At 48.1% G+C, this 26,030-nt stretch carries 18 protein-coding genes; 9 read left to right on the top strand and 9 right to left on the bottom strand.

The features are described from left to right. The first annotated feature begins 259 nt into the window (after positions 1-259). Complete coding sequence (locus JMA39_RS17815) at positions 260-1,195, top strand: LysR family transcriptional regulator (RefSeq protein WP_202723335.1); 936 nt, start codon at positions 260-262, stop codon at positions 1,193-1,195. A gap of 288 nt (positions 1,196-1,483) precedes the next feature. Here JMA39_RS17815 and ilvY read toward each other — a convergent pair whose 3' ends face one another. Continuing rightward, positions 1,484-2,356: an HTH-type transcriptional activator IlvY gene (gene ilvY / locus JMA39_RS17810; protein WP_202723228.1), complete on the bottom strand. Its 873-nt coding sequence runs from the start codon at positions 2,354-2,356 to the stop codon at positions 1,484-1,486. Between the two features lie 183 nt (positions 2,357-2,539). Here ilvY and ilvC point away from each other — a divergent pair, with 183 nt between their 5' ends. From ilvC to JMA39_RS17775, 7 genes are all read left to right on the top strand, one after another. After that, positions 2,540-4,021: a ketol-acid reductoisomerase gene (gene ilvC / locus JMA39_RS17805; protein WP_202723227.1), complete on the top strand. Its 1,482-nt coding sequence runs from the start codon at positions 2,540-2,542 to the stop codon at positions 4,019-4,021. Between the two features lie 598 nt (positions 4,022-4,619). Further along, on the top strand, positions 4,620-6,299 hold the full coding sequence (gene ilvG, locus JMA39_RS17800) for an acetolactate synthase 2 catalytic subunit (protein ID WP_202723334.1): 1,680 nt from the start codon (positions 4,620-4,622) through the stop codon (positions 6,297-6,299). Between the two features lie 68 nt (positions 6,300-6,367). Continuing rightward, positions 6,368-6,634 carry an acetolactate synthase 2 small subunit gene (gene ilvM, locus JMA39_RS17795; RefSeq protein ID WP_202723226.1) on the top strand — a complete coding sequence of 89 codons (267 nt, stop codon included), beginning with the start codon at positions 6,368-6,370 and terminating at the stop codon, positions 6,632-6,634. Between the two features lie 4 nt (positions 6,635-6,638). After that, positions 6,639-7,568 carry a branched-chain amino acid transaminase gene (locus JMA39_RS17790; RefSeq protein WP_202723225.1) on the top strand — a complete coding sequence of 310 codons (930 nt, stop codon included), beginning with the start codon at positions 6,639-6,641 and terminating at the stop codon, positions 7,566-7,568. A gap of 408 nt (positions 7,569-7,976) precedes the next feature. Next, a complete protein-coding gene (ilvD, locus tag JMA39_RS17785) occupies positions 7,977-9,824 on the top strand; it encodes a dihydroxy-acid dehydratase (RefSeq protein WP_202723224.1) in 1,848 nt (615 codons plus the stop codon). 28 nt (positions 9,825-9,852) lie between these two features. Next, a complete protein-coding gene (gene ilvA / locus JMA39_RS17780; RefSeq protein WP_202723223.1) occupies positions 9,853-11,406 on the top strand; it encodes a threonine ammonia-lyase, biosynthetic in 1,554 nt (517 codons plus the stop codon). A 324-nt stretch (positions 11,407-11,730) separates the two neighbouring features. After that, the gene (locus JMA39_RS17775; RefSeq protein WP_202723222.1) at positions 11,731-12,867 is read left to right on the top strand and encodes a pyridoxal-phosphate-dependent aminotransferase family protein; all 1,137 of its coding nucleotides are present in this window, start codon (positions 11,731-11,733) and stop codon (positions 12,865-12,867) included. A 58-nt stretch (positions 12,868-12,925) separates the two neighbouring features. Here the strand turns inward: JMA39_RS17775 and JMA39_RS17770 are convergent, their stop codons facing one another. The 8 genes from JMA39_RS17770 to JMA39_RS17735 form a co-directional block, all read right to left on the bottom strand. Beyond that, complete coding sequence (locus JMA39_RS17770; RefSeq protein ID WP_202723221.1) at positions 12,926-14,911, bottom strand: TonB-dependent copper receptor; 1,986 nt, start codon at positions 14,909-14,911, stop codon at positions 12,926-12,928. A gap of 234 nt (positions 14,912-15,145) precedes the next feature. Beyond that, complete coding sequence (locus JMA39_RS17765; protein WP_202723220.1) at positions 15,146-16,501, bottom strand: sodium-dependent transporter; 1,356 nt, start codon at positions 16,499-16,501, stop codon at positions 15,146-15,148. A 365-nt stretch (positions 16,502-16,866) separates the two neighbouring features. After that, positions 16,867-17,343 (bottom strand): Lrp/AsnC family transcriptional regulator, encoded by a 477-nt coding sequence (locus JMA39_RS17760; protein WP_202723219.1) that lies wholly within the window; start codon positions 17,341-17,343, stop codon positions 16,867-16,869. Positions 17,344-17,456: 113 nt separating this feature from the next. After that, entirely contained in the window at positions 17,457-18,179 is a 723-nt protein-coding gene (locus JMA39_RS17755; RefSeq protein WP_237732902.1) for a phosphatase PAP2 family protein, read from the bottom strand. Between the two features lie 336 nt (positions 18,180-18,515). After that, entirely contained in the window at positions 18,516-18,770 is a 255-nt protein-coding gene (ubiK, locus tag JMA39_RS17750; RefSeq protein ID WP_202723218.1) for a ubiquinone biosynthesis accessory factor UbiK, read from the bottom strand. Positions 18,771-18,930: 160 nt separating this feature from the next. Then, positions 18,931-22,029 (bottom strand): multidrug efflux RND transporter permease subunit, encoded by a 3,099-nt coding sequence (locus tag JMA39_RS17745; protein ID WP_202723217.1) that lies wholly within the window; start codon positions 22,027-22,029, stop codon positions 18,931-18,933. A 15-nt stretch (positions 22,030-22,044) separates the two neighbouring features. Further along, positions 22,045-23,163 (bottom strand): efflux RND transporter periplasmic adaptor subunit, encoded by a 1,119-nt coding sequence (locus JMA39_RS17740; RefSeq protein ID WP_202723216.1) that lies wholly within the window; start codon positions 23,161-23,163, stop codon positions 22,045-22,047. Positions 23,164-23,178: 15 nt separating this feature from the next. Continuing rightward, positions 23,179-23,757 (bottom strand): TetR/AcrR family transcriptional regulator, encoded by a 579-nt coding sequence (locus JMA39_RS17735; RefSeq protein ID WP_237732901.1) that lies wholly within the window; start codon positions 23,755-23,757, stop codon positions 23,179-23,181. A gap of 240 nt (positions 23,758-23,997) precedes the next feature. Here JMA39_RS17735 and rep point away from each other — a divergent pair, with 240 nt between their 5' ends. Next, positions 23,998-26,013 (top strand): DNA helicase Rep, encoded by a 2,016-nt coding sequence (gene rep, locus JMA39_RS17730; protein WP_202723214.1) that lies wholly within the window; start codon positions 23,998-24,000, stop codon positions 26,011-26,013. The last annotated feature ends 17 nt before the right edge of the window (positions 26,014-26,030 follow it).

Here is a 26,030-nt window from a genome sequence, read left to right as displayed (position 1 = left end):
CCTCCACTTTAGTGTGTGAAGCTGAAGATGAGTTCTAGCCGTATATTTAGCCATCGTGATATTTATTAGACTGCTTATCTTACGTTTTTTAACCTTATTGCTAAATAATGCTCTGCAGTTATTAAGCTGGCTGCGGGTTAGCAATAGTGATGAAAGCCAATCCCTGTTCAGAAACCATCCCGATAAATAGAATTTCCATAGCGTTAGTTCACAAAGCCTTTATGATAAGAGGCATTACTATGCCATCAATAGAAGGTTGATTGTGAAACAGTTGGATTTCAATTTACTCAGAGTGTTAGAAGTGCTGCTCGAGGAGCAGAGCGTAACTGCGGCTGCATCGAGATTGCACTTGAGTCAGTCGGCGGTGAGTAAGCAGCTGAGTAAATTGAGAGAAACCTTCGATGACCAACTGTTCGAACGTACGGCTTATGGCTTAAAAGCCACGCCCCGTGCTTTGCAGTTAGCGCCAGAACTGAGAGAGGTGCTGCAAAAGCTCGATCAATTTACCCGTCCTAGTACCTTTGACCCGGCTGAGAGTCAGCGTCGTTTTCGTATGCACATTGTCGAAACGGCCTATTCGCTAACCTACCCACATTTTATGCCAAAGCTACTAAAGGCTGCGCCTCAGGTGAGTATTAATGGTCATACTTGGTCGCATACCAGTATGGACATGCTGCTACGCTGTGAAATTGATATGGGGATTATCTGCCGTGAGTGGGATAAGCGCTCCTTGCTGCATATGAATAACTTACCAGAAGAGCTTGGCGCGACAGAGCTTATTCGTGACTATCCCGTTTGCCTGCTAAGGCGTGACCACCCCGCACTGAAGGAGTCATGGAACTTAGACACTTTTCTTAAGTATCGTCACCTGCAGGTAGCCTTTGGTGGTTTGGAGCACTGGCTGCTCGATGATGTACTGCGTTTAGAACATCTACAGCGCGATGTCGCGGTCAACATGACCGACTTTAATTGTGCGATGGACTTGTGTGAGAATAGCGACCTTATCTTGTGTGCGCCGCGAAAATATATTCAGCAGATGATGGTCAACTATGATCTGGTCTGCCTCGATGTCCCTGTCCATGTGGAGCCTGGTGCCTATGTCCTAGTCTGGCATAAGCACTTTAATCTGGACCCAAGTCATAGCTGGCTGCGCAACCTGATTATCGATGGTGTGCGTGGTAATCGAAAAGACTAAGCCATACGCTTATTTAGCGAAGCTAAATCGCCTGTAGAAAAGCTTCGATGACAGGTTCTTGTCTTCGTTTGCTTTTACAGCAACAACCTAGTTCGACATGACAGGATATCGATTGTGTACATGGCAGTACTCTGTTCATTAACTTATCGGGGAAGCTAAATCGCCTGCAGAAAAGCTTCGATGACAGGCTCTTGTAAGCGCTTACTCTTACAGCTGCAACCTAGTTCGACATGACAGGATATCGATTGTGTGCATGGCAGTACTCTGTTCATTAACTTATCGGGGAAGCTAAATCGCCTGCAGAAAAGCTTCGATAACGGGTTCTTGTCTTCGTTTGCTTTTACAGCAACAACCTAATTCAAAGGGCGGGATATCGATCGGTGAGGCCAGCAGTTGAATTCGGTCTCGTACCGGGCTGTTGTTGATCACAACCTCTGGAGTAATACTCACGCCACAGCCCAGCGCTACCATAGAAGCGATCGCTTCTTGTCCCGACACTTGGGCATAAATATTGGGGATTAACCCCAAAGACTTAAACCAGTTGTCGGTACGTTTTCGCCCAGGTCCGTGCTCTGGCACGATAAAGGGCAATCTATCCCAAGGGATATAAGATTCGGTTAGCAGCTCTTGTACCTGACACCTGAAAGTCGGGGCGATGATCGACAGCGGTACGTCATCGATTTTGGCGAAATGCAGGTTGTCGGGAAACGGATCTGGTAGGGCGGCGATGGCGATATCGGCGCGGTTGTTGCGCACCTCATTGACCGCATTGGCGGCGTCACCTGTGGTGAGGGCAATCTCAACGAGTGGGTGTTCTCGTCTAAAGCGATCCAGTAATCCGGGTAGATGGCTATAGGCGGCGGTTACCGAGCAATATAGATTTAGCCTCCCCCTGAGAAAGTCCTGCTTAGGGTCGATCTTGGTTTTAAGCTTTCCCCACTGTTCTAATGTCGATTCGGCAAAATGGCGGTACTCGACTCCGGCGCTGGTTAGGGTCACGCTGCGGTTGTCACGTTGAAACAGCTGCGCACCGACTTCCTCTTCTAGCCTCTGCATGGCACGGCTCAGGGTTGAGGGGCTGACATGCATCGCCTGCGCAGTTCTGGCAAAGTGCAAACTGTCTGCTAAATGCAGATAGAGTTTTATGGTTCGAATATCCAAGCACTGCTCTCCATCGGTTTGTCAGAAATTATGAATCGAATTTATATTGCAAAAAATGCAACGTGACGTTTCGAATATATCATTTTAAGCAATGAAAAGCTTGCGCTATAGTGATTTTAATCACAGCGTGACTCGGCCAAGAGTCAGCCCGTATAACAATCCAGAATCAAGGTGGTATATCAGATGGCTAACTATTTTAACTCTCTGAATTTGCGTCAACAATTGCAACAGCTGGCTCAGTGCCGCTTTATGGATCGTAGTGAGTTTAGCGAAGGCTGTAACTTCATCAAGGGCTGGAACATCGTCATTCTTGGCTGTGGCGCTCAAGGTCTTAACCAAGGCTTGAATATGCGTGACTCGGGTCTAAATATCTCTTTCGCATTGCGTGAGCAGGCGATTACTGAGAAGCGTGATTCTTACCAGAAAGCCACGGGCAACGGTTTTCGCGTTGGCACTATCGAAGAGCTGATCCCTGATGCGGATCTGGTACTAAACCTAACGCCTGATAAACAGCACACCAATGCCGTTAATACGGTTATGCCGTTAATGAAGCAAGGTGCAACTCTGTCTTACTCTCACGGTTTCAATATCGTTGAAGAGGGCATGCAGGTTCGTCCTGATATCACGGTAATTATGGTCGCACCTAAGTGTCCGGGTACTGAAGTCCGTGAAGAGTATAAGCGTGGCTTTGGTGTACCAACACTGATTGCAGTTCACCCAGAAAATGATCCTAAGGGGGAAGGTTTCGATATCGCTAAGGCTTATGCAAGCGCTACTGGTGGCGATCGCGCCGGCGTACTGCACTCCTCTTTCATTGCCGAAGTGAAGTCAGATCTAATGGGTGAGCAAACCATCCTTTGTGGCATGCTGCAAACGGGTGCCATCCTAGGTTATGAGAAGATGGTTGCCGATGGCATCGAGCCAGGTTATGCGGCTAAACTTATTCAGCAGGGTTGGGAGACAACGACCGAAGCGCTTAAGCATGGTGGTATCACCCATATGATGGATCGCCTATCAAACCCAGCCAAGATCAAGGCATTTGATATGGCTGAAGAGTTGAAAGTTATCCTTAAGCCACTATTTGAAAAGCATATGGATGACATCATAGGTGGCGAGTTCTCTAAGACAATGATGCAAGACTGGGCTAACGACGATGCCAACCTCCTTAAGTGGCGCAGCGAAACCAATGATACTGGTTTTGAAAATGCCCCTGGTTGTGAGGAGCATATCGATGAGCAAACTTACTTCGATAAAGGCATCTTCCTAGTGGCGATGATTAAGGCGGGTGTAGAGCTTGCTTTCGATACCATGGTTGCTGCAGGCATCATCGAAGAGTCGGCTTACTACGAGTCACTGCACGAGACGCCACTTATCGCTAACACCATCGCCCGTAAACGTTTATACGAGATGAATGTGGTGATTTCAGATACGGCGGAGTACGGCTGCTACCTGTTCAACCATGCAGCGCTGCCACTACTGAAAGACTATGTGGCAAGCATGTCTGCCGAGTACCTAGGTGGTGGCTTACAAGATGCGACCAATGGCGTTGATAACGTCCGTTTAATCGAGGTTAATGCTGCGATTCGTGGCACAGGGGTTGAAGAGATTGGCGCCGAACTACGTGGCTATATGACAGAAATGAAGCGCATCGTCGAAGAGAAGTAATGTAGTTTTTATATCTATTTTAGCCGGGCTTAGACGGAGTTTTGTTTAAGCCTTTGGCTAAATAAATTGGAATTTGAGACAGTCACGTTTTTAGAAAAAGCACTTTCGATAAACCACTTTCGATAAACCATTAAGGATTAACACCTTAATAGCAGTAATAAAGTCAGGCAGAGCATCAGCTATTTTTGCACTGGTCACGGCCTAAACCGCATAGACTAGATGATAAATTTTGATGTTAGAAAGTTTTTATTGTGTTTTTTATAGGCTTTGTGGTACTTCTTAATGGTCGCGTTTTAGACGATACCGAATTTAAGCAAAGAATCTGATTAGGAACCCAGTCGAATATGTTCAACCAAGCTGCCCAGCTCATTATTGTGATTATTACCGTCGTGATTATTAAATCACAGCGGGGGCTGCGCATATTGAATCGACACACCTAACCTAGGTTTAAGATTGCAAAAACCCCCGCTCCGAAAGGAACGGGGGTTTTTTCGTTTAAGGGCTTAGAGACAGAAAAGTCTAATCTAAGTCCTTATGAAATAAGTTAATTGTAGTGGAGCATGGATTTATGGAACAAGGGCAGATGGAGCAGGGGCAAATGGAACCAGGGCAGATGATACGAGGCGCCGACGCCGTCATCAAAGCGATTGCTGCACATGGTGTAACAACCGTATTTGGCTATCCAGGCGGCGCGATAATGCCTATCTATGATGCGATCTATGGCAGCCCTGTTGAGCACCTTCTCAGCCGTCACGAGCAGGGCGCCGCCTTCGCTGCAGTCGGTTACGCCAGAGCCAGCGGTCAAACTGGCGTTTGTTTTGCGACTTCAGGCCCAGGGGCGACTAACCTAGTGACCTCATTGGCCGATGCGCTGCTCGATTCTGTTCCCGTGGTTGCCATTACTGGTCAAGTCTCTACCGCTGTTATCGGCACCGATGCCTTTCAGGAGATCGATGTTTTAGGTATGTCACTCTCATGCACTAAGCACAGTTTTATGGTGGCCCATGTCGATGAGCTTGTTCCTACACTTTATAAAGCCTTTGAGATCGCCGCCTCTGGTCGCCCCGGCCCTGTCTTGGTCGATATCCCCAAAGATGTTCAGATTGCTATGCTCGAATACAAGACGCCGCTACAAGCGGTAACGGCAGAGCCTGAACATACACCCGAGCAGATAAACGCTGCTCGCGAGCTTATCAGTCAATCTCAGCGGCCTATGCTCTACGTTGGTGGCGGTGTGGGTATGGCAAGCGCGGTTGACCCGTTACGTGATTTTATCAAGGTCACAGGCATTCCATCGGTAGCCACTCTAAAGGGGTTAGGCTCTATCGCACCCGATACGCCTGGCTACTTGGGCATGTTAGGCATGCACGGCTCAAAAGCAGCCAATTTAGCGGTGCAAGAGTGCGACTTATTGATTGTGGTTGGGGCGCGCTTTGACGATCGAGTCACTGGGCGCTTGGCCAGCTTTGCTGAGAATGCCAAGGTGATTCATCTGGATATTGACGCTGCCGAGTTAGGTAAGTTACGCCTGCCTGAAGTGGCCATTGCTGGTGATCTACGTCAGATCTTACCTGCGTTAACTCAAAATTTAGGCGAGCAATTTGCCCCTTGGCAAGCCAAGGTTGCACAGATGAAACTGCAGCACCAATGGTGTTATGACCGTCCGGGGGAGCTTATCTATGCCCCCGCTATGCTTAATCGTCTTGCCCATAAGCTACCTCAAGACAGTGTGGTTGCCTGTGATGTGGGTCAGCATCAGATGTGGGTCGCCCAGCATATGTTCTTTAACCGTCCTGAAGATCACTTATCAAGTGCCGGACTTGGCACCATGGGCTTTGGTCTGCCGGCGGCTATTGGCGCTAAGGTTGCCCGCCCTGATGCAACGGTTGTGGCTGTGTCTGGCGATGGCTCTTTTATGATGAATGTGCAGGAGTTGACCACTATTAAGCGTAGGCGCCTGCCGGTCAAAATTCTGCTTATCGATAATCAAAAGCTCGGCATGGTGAAGCAGTGGCAGCAGCTGTTTTTTGAAGAGCGTTATAGCGAAACCGACCTTTCTGATAACCCCGATTTCGTCAAGATGGCATCGGCGTTCGATATCCCTGGACGCAATATCTATAAGGCTTGTGATGTCGAGGCAGGGCTAGATGAGCTGCTTAATAGCGAAGGGCCGTTTTTACTGCATGTGTCGATAGACGATGCCCACAACGTTTGGCCGCTAGTACCACCAGGGGCGTCTAACCAAGAGATGATGGAAGAGATGGACAAGCAAACTTAACCGCAAAACTCTGCAAGTCTGAATAAGAAGATTAGAAAGAGCGATAAAACGAGATGGAGAGCAAGGATATGAATAATTACTCATTAGCGTTAAACGTGCAGCAAAGACCTGAAGTGCTAGAACGCGTGCTACGCGTTGTTCGCCATCGTGGATTTAAGATCGCTAACTTGAGCATGCAGCTCAACAGTAATAACAGCACTAGCATCGACATGCTGGTACAGAGTGAGCGCGAAATCGGCTTGCTAACCAATCAAATCAATAAGCTTATCGATGTGATCGACTGCCAGCTATTACTCAGCAGTCCCACAGCAGAATTAGTTCAACACAAAGGGTGAGAATATGGCCGCTAAAACAGCAGAGTTAATTTGGTTCAATGGTGCAATGATGCCTTGGGGTGATGCTAAGGTTCATGTCATGTCTCACGCGCTGCATTATGGCACGTCCGTTTTTGAAGGCATTCGTGTTTATGACACCCACCGCGGCCCGGCGGGATTTCGTTTAACAGAGCACGTTCAACGCCTGTTTGATTCTGCCAAAATTTACCGTATGCCTATCCCGTATAGCTTCGATGATGTGATGCAGGCATGTCGAGACGCCACACTGGCTAATAGCCTAAAGAGTGCCTATATCCGCCCCTTGGCGTTTTATGGTGATGTAGGCATGGGGATCACCCCACCGAAAGATGCTCAGTGCGATTTGTTAGTCGCAGCATTTCCATGGGGAGCCTACTTAGGTGAAGACAGCATGGATGCTGGGGTGGATGTTGCTGTGACCTCTTGGAATCGCCTCGCGCCGAATACCATTCCAACAGGAGCCAAAGCGGGGGGCAATTACCTCTCTTCACTGCAGATCTCAACCGAAGCCAAGCGTAACGGTTTCGATGAAGGTATTGCGCTAGATACTAATGGTTTAGTCAGTGAAGCCGCTGGCGCTAATATTTTTGTGATTAAAAAGAACAAGATCTACACACCTCCGGCAACAGCCGCTATTCTGATGGGGCTGACTCGAGACACGATTATTACCCTTGCACGAGACAAAGGTTATCAGGTGGTTGAAGAACCGATGTCACGTGAGTTTCTCTATCTTGCCGACGAGATCTTTATGACGGGCACCGCAGCCGAGATCGTGCCAGTACGCAGCGTTGATCGCATCGAGATCGGTAGTGGCAAGCGTGGCGAGATCACCAAAGAAATTCAGCAGAGCTTCTTCGGTCTATTTAATGGTGAAACCGAAGACAAGTGGGGATGGTTGGAGACTTTGGAAAGCTAAGAGCAGGGCCTAGGAAAGCACAAGCAGAGACGAACGCTGCGCTCACGGAAAAGCAGGTCCTAGGTGCTAGGAAAAGCTAAGAAAGGTCCTAGGAAAGCACAAGCAAAGATGAACGCTGCGCTGCCGGAAAAGATTAAGACGAAACATAAATACTGAGCACGATATCTCAGATTAAAAATTAGAAAATTGAAGGATAGGCTGGCTAGTTTGATGCTAGAACCTAGAACCTAGAACCTAGAACCTAGAACCTAGAACCTAGAACCTAGAACCTAGAACCTAGAACCTAGAACCTAGAACCTAGAACCTAGAACCTAGAACCTAGAACCTAGAACCTAGAACCTCTAGTACTCAAGCCTAGAACCTCTAGTACTCAAGCCTAGAACCTTCTTTTAAACAAAGGATAAAGCAATGCCAAAACTACGTTCAGCAACCAGTACCGAAGGCCGTAACATGGCGGGAGCGCGTGCACTCTGGCGTGCTACGGGTGTGAAGGATAACGACTTCGGTAAGCCGATCATTGCTATCGCCAACTCATTTACGCAGTTTGTGCCAGGTCACGTGCACCTGAAAGATATGGGATCTTTGGTTGCTGGGGCGATTGAAGAGGCGGGCGGCATTGCCAAAGAATTTAATACCATCGCAGTGGATGACGGGATCGCCATGGGGCACGGCGGGATGCTTTACAGTCTGCCATCTCGCGAGCTGATTGCCGATAGCGTGGAGTATATGGTTAATGCCCACTGCGCTGATGCATTAGTGTGTATCTCTAACTGTGACAAGATCACCCCCGGCATGCTGATGGCATCCTTGCGACTGAATATCCCAGTGATATTTGTCTCTGGCGGCCCGATGGAAGCGGGTAAGACTAAGCTTTCAGACAAGTTGATTAAGTTGGACTTAGTCGATGCCATGGTGGCTGGGGCCGATGAACGCGTATCTGACGCCGATAGTGAGCAGATTGAGCGTAGCGCCTGTCCGACTTGTGGTTCATGCTCTGGCATGTTTACCGCTAACTCGATGAACTGCCTAACCGAAGCGCTAGGTCTATCACTGCCGGGTAATGGCTCAATGCTTGCCACCCACGCCGATCGCCGCGAACTCTTCCTCGAAGCAGGCCGCCGCATCATGGACCTAGCCACCCGCTATTACCAACATGATGACGAGTCAGCACTGCCGCGTAACATCGCGAACTTTAAGGCATTTGAGAACGCCATGACGCTGGATATCGCCATGGGCGGTTCGAGTAATACCGTGCTGCATCTGCTTGCCGCAGCTCAAGAGGCTGAAGTTGACTTCACCATGGATGATATCGACCGATTATCACGCCTTGTGCCACATCTTTGTAAGGTGGCGCCATCCACCCCTAAATACCATATGGAAGATGTCCATCGCGCTGGTGGCGTGATGGGGATCTTGGGTGAGTTAGACCGCGCCAACTTGCTGCATAACGATGTGTACCATGTCGCGGGGAGCAATCTTGCCGATGTGCTCGCCAGATTCGATATCGTGCAGAGTGATGATGTCGCGGTGCACAAGTTCTTCTCGGCGGGGCCTGCAGGCATTCCAACGACCAAAGCCTTTAGCCAGGATTGCCGCTGGGATAGCGTCGATGATGACCGTAAAGAGGGCTGCATTCGCAGTCGTGAGTTTGCCTTTAGCCAAGAGGGTGGGCTTGCTGTGCTATCGGGCAATGTCGCTGTTGATGGTTGTATCGTTAAAACGGCAGGTGTTGAAGTTGAAAACCACACCTTTATTGGTAGCGCACGTGTGTATGAGAGCCAAGATGATGCGGTGGCAGGGATCTTAGGAGGCGAAGTGGTCGCTGGCGATGTGGTGGTTATTCGCTACGAAGGCCCTAAAGGTGGCCCCGGCATGCAAGAGATGCTCTATCCAACCAGTTACTTAAAATCACGTGGTCTAGGCACTCAATGTGCACTGATCACCGATGGTCGATTCTCAGGTGGTACTTCAGGTTTATCGATTGGCCATGTTTCGCCAGAAGCGGCTGCAGGTGGCACTATCGGCTTAGTGCAAACGGGCGATCGTATCGAAATCGATATCCCTGCGCGCTCAATCAAGTTGGCAATTAGTGATGTTGAATTGGCGGCTCGTCGTACTGCGATGGAAGCCCTTGGCAAGGATGCGTGGAAGCCGCTAGGCCGCGTAAGACAAGTATCGATGGCACTTAAAGCCTATGCACTATTGGCAACGAGCGCCGATAAAGGCGCGGTACGTGATACTAGCAAGCTAGTTTAAGCGATTTAACGGGATTAAGAGGTAGTTTATGTTGGCTCTAGCATCACAATCACAACTGGATTTGGCCCATTATTATCTGCAAAAAACCTTGCTGTCATCGGTTTATGATGTGGCTAAAGTCACGCCGTTGTCGAGCCTTAATAAGCTGTCGGCACGCTTGGGCTGTCAGGTATTTTTAAAGCGGGAGGATATGCAGCCAGTGCACTCTTTCAAGCTGCGCGGTGCTTACAATAAAATTGCCGAGCTAAGTAAGGAGGAGTGCGAGTGTGGCGTGGTATGCGCCTCGGCGGGAAATCACGCCCAAGGGGTGGCTATGTCGGCCTCGGCTCGTGGGATCAGCGCGGTTATCGTGATGCCTGAAACAACGCCAGATATTAAGGTCGATGCAGTTCGGCGCTTAGGTGGTGAGGTGGTGCTGTATGGGCAAGCCTTCGATCAGGCCAATGCTCATGCGCAAAGCCTAGCGCGCGACGAAGGCCGAGTCTATGTAGCCCCTTTCGATGATGAGGCGGTGATTGCCGGTCAAGGCACGGTGGCGCAAGAGATGTTGCAGCAACAGCGCGATCTTGAAGTGGTCTTTGTACCTGTGGGTGGCGGCGGTTTGATTGCTGGGGTTGCCGCTTACTATAAGGCGGTGATGCCGCAGGTGAAGATTATCGGTGTTGAGCCGGAGGATTCCGCCTGTTTAAAGGCTGCGCTAGAGGCCGATGAGCGGGTGGTTTTGCCACAGGTTGGGCTGTTTGCCGATGGTGTCGCCGTTAAGCAGATTGGCGCTGAGCCGTTTAGGTTAGCCCGTGAATATGTCGATGATGTCATCACAGTGAGCTCTGATGAGATCTGCGCGGCGGTGAAAGATATCTTCGAAGATACGCGTGCCATTGCCGAGCCATCGGGGGCACTGTCGCTAGCTGGCCTGAAAAAGTATATCGGCAGTAGCGGTAAAGGTGAGAAGGTCGCCGCTATCTTGAGTGGGGCTAACGTGAACTTTCATAGCCTACGTTATGTGTCTGAGCGTTGTGAACTCGGTGAGCAGAAAGAAGCGATTTTAGCGGTGAAAGTACCAGAGCGCCCCGGTGTATTTCTGCGTTTTTGTGAGCTGTTAGATAAGCGTGCGATGACCGAATTTAACTACCGTTTTAGTAGCCGCGATAAAGCGGTGGTGTTTGCGGGAATTCGACTCACACAGGGACAAAGTGAGCTTGATGAGATTATTGCAAGGCTTGAGTCTGAAGGCTTTGGGGTGCAAGACTTGTCTAATGATGAAACCGCTAAGCTACATGTGCGCTATATGGTCGGTGGGCAGCCACCAGAGCCGATAGAGGAGCGTTTGTTTAGCTTTGAATTCCCGGAGCATCCTGGTGCACTGTTTAAGTTTTTAACCACCTTGCAGAGTAAATGGAATATCAGCTTGTTCCATTACCGTAATCATGGCGCGGCTTATGGTCGAGTGTTAGCGGGATTTGAGGTGCCAGAAAGTGATAACTTGGCCTTTAAACAGTTTTTAACTGAGTTGGGATTTGTCTATCAAGAGGAGACGGATAGTCCCGCTTATCAGCTGTTTTTAGATAACCGTAGTGAGTAGATGAGATAGAGTTAGCAGAATTAAAGGGGGCAGCAGAGGTTTTCGATGCTGCCTTTTTTATGGGGATTATGCCGATTGCTATTAAAAGCTGATACAAGATTTATCAGCTACCTAGTTGATAGTCTCGGAGCTTTTTTTGTAGTATGGCCTGAAGTTGGTTTTTTATACTCTTAGGCTAACTTAAACCATAGATAGAACAATAAAAATAATATTTTGCGATAGACTGACTAACACGTAGGGGCTTGATGATATTTTTCGTTATAGCAGTATGGCGGCAGTCGAATTAAAACCTAATACCAAGCGACCAGTTTTAGAGGAAATATCATGTTACCCGCACCCTTTATTGAGCCTTTTAGCCCGCCACGTCGAACCTTGATGGGCCCCGGTCCTTCCGATGTTTATCCAGAAGTGCTTGCTGCACAATCTAAGCCAACCATAGGCCACCTAGACCCGCTATTTGTTGAGATGATGGATGAGCTTAAGGCCTTAATCCAATATGCATTTCAGACTAAGAATGAGATGACCATGGCGGTTTCTGCCCCAGGCAGTGCCGGTATGGAAACTTGCTTTGTGAACCTCGTTGAGCCGGGTGAAAAAGTGATTGTGTGCCGCAACGGCGTGTTTGGTGAGCGTATGCGCCAGAACGTTGAGCGTGTTGGCGGCGTTGCTGTGGTCGTTGATAATCTGTGGGGCGAAGCGGTCGATACCGATGCGGTTGCCAGTGCGTTAGCGGCAAATCCCGATGCTAAGTTCTTAGCCTTTGTTCATGCCGAGACCTCTACAGGCGCCTTGTCAGATGCTAAGGCTTTGTGTGCTCTGGCTAAGCAATATGATTGTTTATCAATAGTCGATGCGGTCACCTCTTTAGGCGGCGTCGAGTTACTGGTTGACGAGTGGGGCATCGATGCTATTTATTCGGGTAGCCAGAAGTGCTTATCTTGTGTACCGGGCTTATCTCCTGTGTCATTTTCACCTGCTGCGGTTGCCAAACTAAAGGCGCGTAAGACACCAGTACAAAGCTGGTTCCTCGATCAAACCTTAGTTATGGGTTATTGGGATGCAGCTAGTGATGGTAAGCGTAGCTATCATCATACCGCGCCGGTAAATGCACTTTACGCACTGCATGAGTCACTGCGTTTATTAGCCGCCGAAGGCCTAGAGCTTGCTTGGCAGCGTCATGCCGATATGCACCAAGTGCTGCGTCATGGCTTGCAGCGTTTAGGGCTTAAATTTGTGGTGGCTGAAGCGTGTCGTTTACCTCAGTTGAATGCCGTTTATATCCCAGAGGGGATCGATGACGCTAAGATTAGAAAGCAGTTGCTGGAAAACTATAATCTAGAGATAGGTGCAGGTCTTGGCGCACTCGCGGGTAAAGCTTGGCGTATCGGTTTGATGGGGTATGGGGCAAGGCGTGAAAATGTCGCCCTGTGTCTTAAAGCATTAGAAGAGGTATTGGTTTAGCCATCGATGCCCATAAAAAAGCCGCTCATTGAGCGGCTTTTTTGTTTATGGGGGGAAGTTAAAAGGTGTAATCCACTTTAACCCATGCGGTGCGACCTGGCTCATTAACTTGGAACATAGGTGAGCTACCTGGAATATCGTTGCCTGCACCTGAGCGGCTGATGTGCTCGGCATAGGTGATATCAAATAGGTTCTCTACACCGAAGCTGACCAATAGCGCTTCATTGTGTTGCCAGCTTGCGTTAAATGCCAAGGTACCGAAACCACTGCTTGGTGCTAAGTCTTGGCCAGAGATATTACCTTCGCCAATGGCGACTCTATCTTGAGCGGCAACCAAACGCCAAAGTAGGCCAGCTGCCCACTGGTTGTATTGGTAATCTAAGGTAATGCGTCCCTCTAGTGGCGGAATTTGGCCTAATGGTGTTCCAGCTGTGTCATTGTCACCATGGCTATAGCTGACGCTGGTCTGGCTTGAGAAGTGTTCGGTTAAAGGAATCGTTGCCGCAATTTCGCCGCCGTAGACGGTCGCGTCGATGTTGTAAGCTGAAGTAGACTTAGTGTTGGCATCGATTAAGATGTAGTCGCGGATCTCTCCGTAAAATAGCGAGGTCGAGATGGCAACATCGGCTTCATAGATCCAACCTATATCCAGCTGGGTAGTTTTTTCTGGTGCAAGATCAAATGCTTTTTGGCTTGGATTATTAATATCTGACTTCATGATCTCCCAGTAGTCAGGCATACGCTGGGCATGACCGACACCAGCGTAGTATTGGCTATTACCTGTCGATAATTCGTAGCGACCGTAACCGCTGAATAGATCGTCGCTGCGCTCTCCTTTCTGACCGACCATCAGCTCTGTTTTCCAGTGGTCGTAACGTACGCCGGCAAGAAGCTCACCTGCGCCTATCTTGTATGCAGATTCGAGGAAAAGCCCTGTAGCCTGATAGCGCATGTTGTCTTTAAATGGCTTGTTGAGTAGGTCGTCTAAACCATTATCGACGGCTGGGTTGATACTGCGACCTTTGTGCAGGCTGTCCATATAGTCAGCCCCCGCTGTTAAGGTCCAGTCTGTGGCTAAGGTAAAGTCGGCCCATAGGTGGCCACCCTGAGTGCCACGTCTGACGTTGGTTCCTGAATTAATGCCTTGGTCGAATTGATCCATTATATGGTCGTTTTCATTGGTGTAGGCCTGCAGTTCGATGCTATTTAACCACTCACTATCAAACTCATGTTGCAGCAGGAAGGTGAGATTTTCATTGCTGATCTCACGGGCTTTATTGGCGCGGTCGGCGTACTCGGCTTCACCTGATGAGCTACCATAGGCTAGCTCAAGTACGGTCTGCTCTGAGGGGGTCCAACCTAGTGCAAAGTTATAGTTTGAGCGGTCGTAGCTCGACTGCACCTTATTACCGCTACCGTCTTTATAATGATCGCTTTGTGATTGATTGACGTCCATATCGAAGTAATGCTTTTCGTCACCGGCTTTTAGCTCGACTAGGTAATCTTTGCGGCCAAAGCTCCCTGCCGTCATGCTGGCACGTCCATCTAAGCCAGGCTCATCAAAATTGTGACGATCTTTCTCGAATAATACGGTTCCAGCGCTACCCACTGGGCCATATTTAACGGTTTGTGGGCCTTTGATGACGGTGATATTGTCATAGGCTTCTGGATAGATATAGGCTGTTGGTGGGTCCATGCGGCCACCGCATGTACCGTAAACATGTTGGCCATCATCGACAATACTTAAACGTGAGCCACCTAGGCCACGCAGGCTTGGGTCGCCACCAGCGCCGCCTTTTCTGCCGATACTAAAACCGGGAATGGTTTTAAGAAATCCAGCGCCATCATAGGCAGGCAGTGGCAGGCGTGGTTTTTTGGGATCGGTATAGGTCTTAGTTGGATCTTTCATCAGCTCGCCAGTGACAATAATGCGCTCCACTGGCTCTGAATCACTCTTTTTTTGATCGGTTTCGGCGAAAGTTGGGGCGGAAATCAGCCCTAAAGTGACCACCGGAATAGTCAATATGCTTTTCTTGTTCATCATGGTATCGCTTATCGTTATTTATTTTTATGGCTGTTTTACAGAGCTTTCAGCGACCGATAAACCAATTTGTACCAAGGTGCGACAAAGGGTCACAGGTCGATGTGATTCGCCTCACTATTTGTCATGGGAATGATAGCGATAGCTGTCGAACTGACTGTGATGAAGGGGAGGGTAAGGTGTATGCTGGAGAGTGGAAAAGGGGCTAAATTATCGCCTCTGATAAGGTCAGTATGGTTAGCTAATTAGCTGCATAATGATCATGATAATCAGCACTGGGCAGACATATTTCACATACCAAGGCCATAGCTTCCAAAATAGGCTGTCTGTATTAACATTATCTTGTGCGGCAATAGCACTAATAAGCTGATTTCGATTCCAGATCCAACCTAAATAGATGGCGATCCCCAGTGCGATAAGCGGTTGAGCTCGCTCAGTGGTCATGGTGATCATAAAGCCAAATAGCATATCGAAGTTAAACACAACCACCATCGACAGAGTCGCAATGACGCTACCAACAAGTAGAGTCGCTTTGTCACGGTTCAGACTGGTCTTCTCCACTAAGTAGCTGGTGGGCACTTCAACAATCGAGATGGCTGAGGTTAAGCCTGCAATGGTCATCAAGATGAAGAAAGTGATGGCTAATAGGTATTGGCTTATGCCGCCGATGGTATCGAATAGCGCTGGCAGTACGGTGAACACTAAGGTGTCTGAGTTTAATAAGCTGCCATCTTCAGCAAAAATCTGTACGCCGTTGTGCTGTGCCACATACATGGCTGGTAGCACCATAAGTGCAGCTAAAAACGCCACACTGGTATCGGTCAAAGTGACGTAGGCTGTCAGTTTACTCAAGTCCTCTTTCTGGCTCAAATAGGCGCCGTAAACCATCATGGCTGCGGTGCCAATGGTTAAAGAGAAGAAGGTTTGCCCTAGGGCACCAATCAATACATCCGCTTCGAACACCCGTGAAAAGTCGGGCACTAACAATACTTCTAGCCCTTGCATCGCTCCCGGTTGAGTCAAGATGTACGCTACACCAGCCACTAAGATCAGCAGCAACATTGGCATTAAACGCTTTGACCAACGTTCAATACCTTTCTGTACGCCTTGACGGATCACAAGTATCACCATGGCGATAAAGATAAGGGTGAACACAAGATTACGAGATAGCGAGAACTCCATCAACCAAGAGGCGGTCTCTGTTTGACCTGTTAACTCGGCAACGGGGGCGATGGCAAAGCTGACAAACCACCCCGATAAAATACTGTAGAAAGTGCAGATTAAAGTGGCGGTAATGATGGAGATGAAGCCGATCGCCTTACCTATCTTCTTGGCAAGTGGCTTAGTCGCAACTTTGGCCATGGCATCGGCAGGGTTTGTTTGCCCATGGCGACCAATCATTAGCTCTGCGAGTAGCATAGGGTAGCCAAGTACTAAGATTAAAAATAGGTACACAAGTAGAAAAGCACCGCCGCCGTGAGTGGCTGCTTGAGTGGGGAATCCCCAGATATTACCGACGCCGACAGCTGAGCCCGCTGCCGCCATAATAAAGCCAATTCTAGAGCTGAAGTGCCCGTTTTTTACTGTACTCATTTGAGCTCTCTTTCTGTACTGCTTTGCTAATTAAGAGCGCGCATATTAGTGCTTTAAAATACTGCGTCAACGCCTTAATCTCGCGCTTAATTCTGTTTTGTTGATATTTTATTTTTAAAGCTGAGGGTATTTTGAGTTGTTTTGTTGTTTTTGATATTAATGGCGATACTTTTTCGCGTAAGGTTGTTTTTATCAATGGCTATGCGCAATAAAATCATTTACTGATAAAAACCAAAAATGCGACTGAATGCACAGATTATAGACGCTATGGTCAAATAGGGAGAAGTGAGCGGCATGTTATGCCGCTCGATGCAGGCTTGATTGAAAGAAACCCTAGTTAAGTGAATGCTAAATAAAAAAGAGTGTTAAATTGGTAGTGGAATACTGGTTTGGCTTTTAACTTGTTTCAGTACGAAGCTGGAACGCACACCTGCAATATGATCGTTGGTAGTCAGCTTATCGAGTAGAAAGACCTTGAAGTGTTTCATGTCTCTGACAAGCACCTTGAGTTGGTAATCGGCGTCACTACCCGTGAGTAGGCAGCACTCCTGCACCTCATCGTAGCTACTTACTTTAGTTTCAAATGCATCCAGAATATCGGTCGAGTGTTTCTCTAACCTGACCTGGATATAGGCTGTAAGTGCAAGATCGAAATGCTCGGCGCTGAGCAGGGTGGCATAGCCTGCAATATAGCCCGCCTCTTCCAGTGACTTTACTCGTCTGGAGCAGGGAGAGGGAGATAGTCCTACTTTTTCGGCAAGCTCTTGGTTGGACAGTTTGCCATGTTGCTGCATCAGTTTGAGGATATGCAGATCGATTTTGTCTAATTGCAGTTCAGCCATGCTTCTCTTCAAGATATCGGTTTCTTTGCAGGCAGAATACCGTAATTGATATCAAGCGCAAGTGAGGTGCTTAATAAACCCTACTCAGAAGTAGGGTCTATTTTATCGACTTCTCAGGCTGTTTTAAGTCGAGAGATAAACAGGTTATCGATAGTTGGCCATAGCGCTTGCGTCAGGTAGATACTGCTAAAGGCGATGCTGCCACCAATTGCTGTTGACGCTAATACATCTTGTGGCCAATGCATACCCAGCAACATTCGGCTAAAGCCCATGGTGATGGCCCAGCCCATTAACAGGATTGGCAAGATGACTTGACCTGCTAATAGTAAGTAGAAGCTAACGGCTAATGCCAAGGTGACGGCAAAAAGGGTATGGCCAGATGGAAAAGCGTAGCCAACTTCGTGTTGCCAGTGACGTTTGATCTGTGGGCTTAGGCTTAAGTCGGGTCTGGCAACCTCTAACTGATTAATGGCCCTGCCGAGCTGTTCACGCTTATCAGCCTTGCTCTGCTGGTAGAAGTCTTGGGTATTGAGTAGGTACTCTTGCTCTAATAGCGTGGCGTTAGGGCGTGGCTCTGCAAAATAGGGTTTAAGAAAGTGATTAAGGCTTAGGGTGGCAGCCATGCTGATGGAGACGGCGAGCACTAACTGCATAAATTGCTGCTTGGTTAATCTGCGATAGCAGACGATGAGAATTAATATCCCAGTAGCGATACCATAGGGTGCGGTTCCTGTACTGGTAAGCCAATATAGCGCCTGAGCCAAGTTTGAGTCTAAGGCGATAGTTGGAAATAGGGTTATCGAGCCAAGGTAGATGATGGCGGGAATTGTAAGCAATAGGCACCACGCCGCGAGCAGAGCTCTTTTTGTGTGATGAGGTGGGAAAGTGTATGTGTTCAAAGTCGGCCTCAAAACAGTGGGTGAATGGCGAAGGTCATTAATATCTAGCTCTTTGCAAACTAAGGACTATTTACAAGCTAATGGCTTTGGCAAGGTTACCTGTCAGCGCGGGGCTATACTAGAGTACTTGCATGAAGTGTAAATTAAACTTAATTCACTCATTAATGAAAAGTCGTCAATAAAAAAGAGCATCTTAAAGATGCTCTTTTCTGTCTTTGGGCTGAATGAGCACATCGCCCGCAGCTTCAGCTTTTATTTCAAGTTTATTTTAGCTTAGTCTGCTGCGTTTAGTTTGGCTTCAAGCGCATCGACTTGTGCTTGTAATTTTTCAAGCTTCTCTCGAGTCTTGAGTAGTACATGCTGCTGAACCTCAAATTCTTCACGAGATATGACGTCGAGCTTTTGTAGCTGATTTTGCAAAATTTGCTTGCTGCGTTCTTCAAATTCACCGGCAAATTGCTTTAGTCCACCAGGAAGATTCTCGCTTAACTGCTTAGCTACTTCTTCAATTTTCTTCGGGTTAATCATGGTCAGTATCCGTTCCGTTACTTATGGCCTGATTGTACCTGAGGCAATCGATATTGCCAAAATAATCACCGTTAAGTGCGGTTGGCGATAACCTATTTTTAAACGAGATAATGCAATAAAAAAGCCTGCATAACTGCAGGCTTTTTGGTTGGGTTAAAGTTTAAGCGTGGGAAGTTGGTTGCTCTTGAGTATTTAATGTTTCATCAAACACAGGCAGTGGCTCGTGCTTTTCTGCCAAGTAGGTGTAGATAACAGGCAGTACGAACAGTGTGAATACCGTACCTATGGCCAAGCCCGATACAATGACTAAGCCAATATTGAAGCGAGCGACCGCACCTGCGCCAACGGCAAACAGTAGCGGGATCAAACCTGCGATCATCGCCGCGGTCGTCATTAGAATAGGGCGTAGACGAATGGTTGCCGCGTGCTTAATGGCATCGGCCTTACTGAGACCATTATGCAGCTGCTCCTCTTTGGCTACCTCACACATCAAGATCCCGTGTTTAGTGATAAGACCCACTAAGGTGATGAGACCAACCTGTGTGTAGATATTCATCGATGAGAGGCCGAAAACATGGGTCCAGCCTAAGGCGACCAAAGCACCACTGATGGCAAGCGGTACCGACACTAAGATAACTAGAGGATCCTTAATGCTCTCAAATTGACTTGCTAACACGAGGAAGATGATTGCCAGTGCTAAACCAAAGGTGGCATAAAGCGCCGAACCTTCAGTGACGTACTGACGAGCTTCACCTAAGAAATCGTAGCTATAACCTTTAGGTAAATCGTTATCACCGATATTCTTTAAGAAGGCAATCGCATCACCAATAGCAACACCTGGCGCTGCAACACCACCGACGGTAATAGCATTCATCTGGTTAAAGTGTGGCAGTGAGCGAGGCTCTGACACTATCTCAACATCGACTAGGCTAGACAGTGGAATAGAGCGGCCATCGGCAGCAGTGAGGTAGTAACCTGCAAGCGATTCAGGGTTAGCGCGTAGTTTACGCTCAACCTGCGGGATCACCTCATAGGAGCGGCCATCTAAATTGATACGGTTAACGTAGCCATCACTCATCATTGTTGTCAGTGTTAGACCGATATCTTGCATGGTGATGCCGTAAGAGCCTGCCAAATCACGCTTGATATGGATCTTCATCGAACCTGAGTCAAACTTTAAGTTGACCTCTGAGTAAACAAAGAGTGGGCTCTGCTGTACTTTCTCGAGTACGCCGGAACCTATCTGGAATAGGCTTTCGAAAGAGCTTGAACTGGTGATGACGAACTGGATCGGAAGTCCGCTGGATGCACCTGGTAGTTCAGGCATCTGGAAGGTGGTAACCGCCATACCTGGCACATTCTTTACCTCTTTACCGAAGAACTCCTGCATCTGTTTCTGGCTCTTGTCACGCTCACTCCAAGGAACTAGAGGTGCGATACCGAAGGCTTGGTTAGCGTTTGGAACACCAACGAAGGCCAGCGATGCTGCAGCTTCTGGCTGAGCGCTGATCATATCTGTCACTATCGTCATGTTAGCTTGGATATAGTCTAGGTTCGCGCTAGATGGAGCGGTACCCATCATCATTACCACGCTCTTGTCTTCATTGGGAGCAAGCTCTGATGGAATAAAGCTAAACATCACGGGGAGCGAGGCAAACACGATAACGGCAAAGGCGATTACCACAGGGCGCTTATCCAGTACGGCAGTAAGCATGCGGTTGTAGCGATTGGTTAGACCGTTTAAGAAGTTTTCTACGCCGCGCTCAAAGCGGTTAGGCTCAGAGTGTGCTTTAAGAATTTTAGAGCACATCATAGGTGACAGCGTTAGCGCCACGATCCCAGAGATAAATACCGCTCCAGCTAAGGTGAGGGCAAACTCTTTAAACAAGGAGCCAGTGATCCCGCCCATCAAGGCAATAGGGGCATATACGGCAGCTAAGGTAATGGTCATTGAGATAACCGGAACCGCAATTTCTCGGGTACCGATAATCGCAGCCCTAAATGGCGTTTCACCAAGCTTGATATGTCTATCGACGTTTTCCACCACCACGATGGCATCATCCACCACTAGACCGATGGCGAGAACCATTGCCAGCAGTGTCATCAGGTTAAGGGTGAAACCGAACATCTGCATGATGATAGCAACACCGACTAACGACAGCGGAATGGTGACAATAGGGATAATAACGGCGCGGAACGACCCAAGGAATAGAGTGATAACCACGATAACAATTATTGCCGCTTCGGCGATTGTCTTAATGACCTCGTTAATCGATTCATCAATAGCTAGCGATGAGTCATACAGAATGCGTGCCTTCATTGAGATGGGAAGGTTACGCTCAATCTGAGGCATCATTGCACGTGCATCGGCAGCAACAATCAGTGGGTTAGCGGTTGGTGTCACGTCAAGGCCAACAACAACTGCCTCCTGTCCATCAGCTAAGGCACGGTATACATCATGGCTCTTTTCTAGGTTGACCGTTGCGATATCCCCTAGACGCACCACTAAGCCATCTTTGCTGCCGATAACTAATTTCTCTAGCTCTGCAACGGTTGCAACTTGGGTGTCGGCAGTACCATTAAGCAGGGTAAAGGTGTTGTTAGTTTGACCAACAGCAGATTGATAGTTGTTGGCTTGCAGTACGCTCATTACATCGGTTGATGATAGGTTAAATGCCCCCATACGCGCCGGATCTAACCATATGCGCATGGCGTACTTGATACCACCATAGAGGTTAACTTTAGCAACGCCATCGATAGTGAATAGCTCTGGCTTAACCACTCGCTCTAAGTAGTCGGTGATCTGGCTTGAGTTAATCTGATCACTATAAAAAGAGATATATAGGGCAGATGTTTGTGAGCCTGTCGACATCTCAACGGTAGGGTCTTCAGCCTCCTTTGGCAGCTGAGAGCGCACCGAGTTAACCTTAGCCAAAATGTCCGCTAAGGCCCCGTTAGGGTCGGTATTTAACTTCATGTAGACACTGATTTTAGAGCTGCCTAGAAAGCTTTCCGATGTCATAAAGTCAACGTTATCGGCTTGTGCTAGGGCTTGCTCCAACGGCTGAGTAATAAAGCCCTGGATCAGGTTGGAGTCGGCACCGTAGTAGCTAGTGCTCACCGTCACCACGGTATTGGTCATCTCTGGATATTCACGCACCTGCATGCTTTTTAGGGCATAGAAGCCGAGCAGTAATATCAGAAAACTAATGGAGGCCGCGAGTACCGGCCTACGTATAAATATATCAGTAAAGCGCATTGCCTAACCCTCCGCTTACAACTGTGGCAACGTGGCTGGAGGGGTTAATGCATCATCCTCAGTCACTTTGACTTTACTGTTGTTACTTAAGCGAACTTGGCCCGAGGTGACGATAGTGTCGCCAGCTTTAATGCCGCCGCTAACCAATGCATTGATATCGTCGCGTTCAAGTACTTTCACGTTCACTTGCTTAACACGTTTTACTTGCTCGCCATTTTCGGTTTGTTCTTCAATCACATAGACCGAGTCGCCGTAAAGGGTAAAGCTGATCGCTGTTTGTGGTAGCACGACTTGCTGAGTTAGCTCAGGCAGCATAATGTCGACCTTAGCAAACATACCGCTACGTAGCTTGGCATGGGTATTAGGGATCCGAGCTTGCACCTGGATCAGACCACTCTGATGGAAAACGGCGGGTTCGATTGCTGATATAACGCCTTCAAAAGGTTCGGTTGGATAGGCGTCGACATAGACGTGAACCTTTTGTCCTGTTGTGATACGAGATAGCTGAGTCTGGGGAATGGTAAAGCGGATCTTCATAGTGCTGATATCTTCAAGGCGGACGATATCGGTACCAGTTTGTAGATACTCACCCAAATTGACATTACGAATACCCACAAGGCCTGCAAATGGAGCTTTGATCTCACGGCGACCTATGGTGGCACTCAAGCTTTCAATGTCAGCCATTAAAGCTAAATACTTAGATTGGCTATTATCAAGATCTTGCTTAGAGATAGAGTTTTGCTTGTAGAGTTTGCTCAGGCGTTTAAAGTCTGCTTCGGCGGCTGGAAGCTGTACCTGTTTACTCTTAAGGTTCGCTTTCTCTACTTTTGAGTCAAGCTCCACCAACATTTGTCCTGCCTCAACAGGGATACCATTCTCAAAACGAATGGAAGAAACCACCCCAGCTAGTTCGTTTGCAATGGTCACACCTTGGTTAGGCTCGACAAAACCAATGGCGTTAATGGTTGGCTGCCACTTGCTTTCTTTGACATCGATAGCTGTGACTGGAGCTACGGGCTCGGGCATATTGGCAATCGCATCGGCAATTTTTCCTTTAATAAAAAGATTGAAGCCAATGACTGAGCCGAAGGCCAGTACTGCAATGATGATCATCACCAGGGTCCACTTTTTCATGTCCTGATAACTCCTTTAGTTTGTCGGGGGGGTTGGGATTAGAATGGCTCGCCAGCATATGTCGCAGGCTAGTGTGATATCTTTTGCATTATATTCTATGAGGCCGCGCCTGATTGCTCGTGCCATAGCCATAGACGGTTCCATGGAGATGGAGTACAGGGCGCGAGGATGTAGAGGTTGAAATACTCCTTGCTCAACTCCCTCTTGGAAGAGTCGCTGTAACGGCTCAAAGAGTTGCATCTCGATAGTGCGGATCTCTTCGGTATTACTCTCCGGTAGGTGTGCATACTGCTCGTAGCTTAAATTGGTTGGAGAGCGCTGCTTGCCGTAGTCATGCATTTTCATCCAGATCCGCTTAAATCTCTGCTCGAGTGAACCTTGGTCGTGATCGGCAAATATGGAGTTGGCGACTTGGGATAAGACATCTCTTCTGAGCTCTAAGATAAGCTCATTTTTATCTTTGAAGTAGCGATAAATGGTGCCCGCGGCCACGCCAGCCTCGTTAGCAACTTGCTGCATAGACAAGCCTTGTATGCCGCCAGCGGCGATAATTTTTTCTGCGGCGCGAAGAATAAGATCGTGCTTATTGTGCATAATAAAGCCTAAAATGAATGAACGTTCATTCATTAGTTTAATGTTCGGCTAAGATATTGGCAATAGGGCGTGCTAAAAATTTCAGTACTTTATCGATAAGCTAGTGGAATTAGTTATTGATAAATAAAGTCGCTAATTACTTAGGCGGAGATATTGTCGATAACTTTTCCGCTTGCTAAGGCCTTTCTGCTATCATTCCTGTTTTAATGCCTTCCTTAATACCTTGGTTATAACGTATCCATGAAGCTCAATCCCGGACAAAATGATGCCGTCCACTATGTTAGTGGTCCCTGTTTAGTACTCGCAGGCGCAGGCAGTGGCAAGACCAGAGTGATTATTAATAAGATCGCTTATCTGGTGGAAAAGTGCGGCTATAAGGCGCGCAATATTGCTGCGGTAACTTTCACCAACAAAGCGGCGCGCGAGATGAAAGAGCGTGTGTCGCAGTCTATGGGACGTAAAGAGGCGCGAGGCTTGTGGATCTCAACATTCCACACCTTGGGGTTGGAGATCATTAAACGTGAGCATAAAGTGGTTGGCTTAAAAGCTGGCTTCTCGTTATTTGATGATCAAGATACGTTAGCGCTATTAAAAGAGCTGACTCAAGATGAGTTAGATGAAGATAAAGATCTGCTGAGATTACTTGCGACAACTATCTCAAACTGGAAGGGCGACTTAGTTATTCCAGAACAAGCGCGCAAAATTGCGAAAGATGAGCAGCAGCAGTTATTTGCCCTCCTGTATCAGCGCTATGCCCAACATATGAAGGCATACAATGCGCTGGACTTCGATGACCTGATTTTATTGCCCACCCTGCTGCTTAGGCAGAATGAAGAGGTGAGAACTCGTTGGCAGACGCGGATTCAATATATGCTGGTGGACGAGTATCAAGATACTAACACCAGCCAATATGAGATGGTGAAACTGTTGGTGGGCGAGCGAGCCCGCTTTACCGTGGTAGGCGACGACGATCAGTCTATCTATTCTTGGCGTGGGGCGAAGCCACAAAACTTGGTGCTCTTGGGTAAGGACTTCCCCAAGTTAAAACTGATTAAACTGGAGCAAAATTATCGCTCGAGTCAGCGCATCTTGCGTGCGGCTAACATACTAATCGCTAACAACCCACACGTTTACGATAAGACCTTGTTTAGTGAGCTTGCCTATGGTGAACCTATTCGAGTGCTGATTGCTGCTAACGAGGAGCAGGAAGCTGAGCGGGTCGTCGCCGAGATGATCCGTCACAAGTTCGTGGGTAGAACCTCATATGGCGATTATGCGATTCTGTATCGAGGTAACCATCAGTCTCGTTTACTCGAACGGGCGCTGATGACTAACCGTATCCCTTATAAACTCAGTGGCGGTACTTCGTTCTTCGGCCGCGCTGAGATCAAAGATATCATGGCTTATCTGCGCTTAGTGGTTAATCCCGATGATGACAATGCTTTCTTGCGCATCGTGAACTTGCCAAAGCGGGGAATTGGTCCTGCAACCCTTGAGCGTTTGGGGAATTTTGCCAATAAGAAGCAGATCTCGATGTTTGCCGCTATCTTTGAGGCCGACCTAAATCATGAATTGCCGCCAGCAGCCATGTCGACTCTGTATCAATTCGGTCGGTTTGTGGTGGAAACTGGTGACTGTGCCGAGCGTGGCGATCCAGTCGAAGCCGTTAAGCAGTTAATTAGAAAGATTAACTACGAAGACTACTTATATGAAACCAGTACCTCAGCAAAAGCGGCTGAGATGCGGATGAAGAACATTTCTGAACTGTATCGCTGGGTCACCGAGATGTTAGAAGGTGATGAGTTAGACGAGGGGATGACCCTGCCAGAGGTGGTAAACCGTCTTACACTGCGTGACATGATGGAGCGTAATAGTGAAGATGAGGGCGGCGATCAGGTGCAGCTTATGACCTTACATGCCTCGAAGGGACTGGAGTTTCCCTATGTGTTTATGGTGGGCGCTGAGGAGCGAATTTTACCGCACCAAAGCAGTATCGATGAAGATAATGTCGATGAGGAACGCCGATTAGCATATGTGGGGATCACTCGGGCGCAAAAAGAGCTGTGGTTTATTATCTGCCGCGAGCGACGCCAATTTGGTGAGACTATACGTTGTGAGCCGAGCCGCTTCTTAATGGAGCTGCCCCAAGATGACCTGATATGGGAGAACCGTAAACCGGTGCAAACTGTAGAGCAGCGTCAGCAGTCAGGCAGAGCGAATATCGCTAATTTAAGAGATATGTTTAAGAATAAGTAGTCCTAGAACGACTGCGA

It is taken from the genome of Shewanella schlegeliana (assembly GCF_016765635.1).
Taxonomy (GTDB): domain Bacteria; phylum Pseudomonadota; class Gammaproteobacteria; order Enterobacterales; family Shewanellaceae; genus Shewanella; species Shewanella schlegeliana.
This window is presented reverse-complemented; position numbering and strand designations above follow the sequence as displayed.

Bases quoted from the DNA above. Each gene is read 5' to 3' on its own strand.
- rep (WP_202723214.1), top strand. From the start codon at position 23,998: ATGAAGCTCAATCCCGGACAAAATGATGCCGTCCACTATGTTAGTGGT.
- ilvC (WP_202723227.1), top strand. From the start codon at position 2,540: ATGGCTAACTATTTTAACTCTCTGAATTTGCGTCAACAATTGCAACAG.
- ilvA (WP_202723223.1), top strand. From the start codon at position 9,853: ATGTTGGCTCTAGCATCACAATCACAACTGGATTTGGCCCATTATTAT.
- JMA39_RS17765 (WP_202723220.1), bottom strand. From the start codon at position 16,501: ATGAGTACAGTAAAAAACGGGCACTTCAGCTCTAGAATTGGCTTTATT.
- JMA39_RS17745 (WP_202723217.1), bottom strand. From the start codon at position 22,029: ATGCGCTTTACTGATATATTTATACGTAGGCCGGTACTCGCGGCCTCC.
- JMA39_RS17760 (WP_202723219.1), bottom strand. From the start codon at position 17,343: ATGGCTGAACTGCAATTAGACAAAATCGATCTGCATATCCTCAAACTG.
- JMA39_RS17735 (WP_237732901.1), bottom strand. From the start codon at position 23,757: ATGCACAATAAGCACGATCTTATTCTTCGCGCCGCAGAAAAAATTATC.
- JMA39_RS17775 (WP_202723222.1), top strand. From the start codon at position 11,731: ATGTTACCCGCACCCTTTATTGAGCCTTTTAGCCCGCCACGTCGAACC.
- ilvD (WP_202723224.1), top strand. From the start codon at position 7,977: ATGCCAAAACTACGTTCAGCAACCAGTACCGAAGGCCGTAACATGGCG.
- JMA39_RS17770 (WP_202723221.1), bottom strand. From the start codon at position 14,911: ATGATGAACAAGAAAAGCATATTGACTATTCCGGTGGTCACTTTAGGG.
- JMA39_RS17790 (WP_202723225.1), top strand. From the start codon at position 6,639: ATGGCCGCTAAAACAGCAGAGTTAATTTGGTTCAATGGTGCAATGATG.
- ubiK (WP_202723218.1), bottom strand. From the start codon at position 18,770: ATGATTAACCCGAAGAAAATTGAAGAAGTAGCTAAGCAGTTAAGCGAG.
- ilvG (WP_202723334.1), top strand. From the start codon at position 4,620: ATGGAACCAGGGCAGATGATACGAGGCGCCGACGCCGTCATCAAAGCG.
- JMA39_RS17740 (WP_202723216.1), bottom strand. From the start codon at position 23,163: ATGAAAAAGTGGACCCTGGTGATGATCATCATTGCAGTACTGGCCTTC.
- ilvM (WP_202723226.1), top strand. From the start codon at position 6,368: ATGAATAATTACTCATTAGCGTTAAACGTGCAGCAAAGACCTGAAGTG.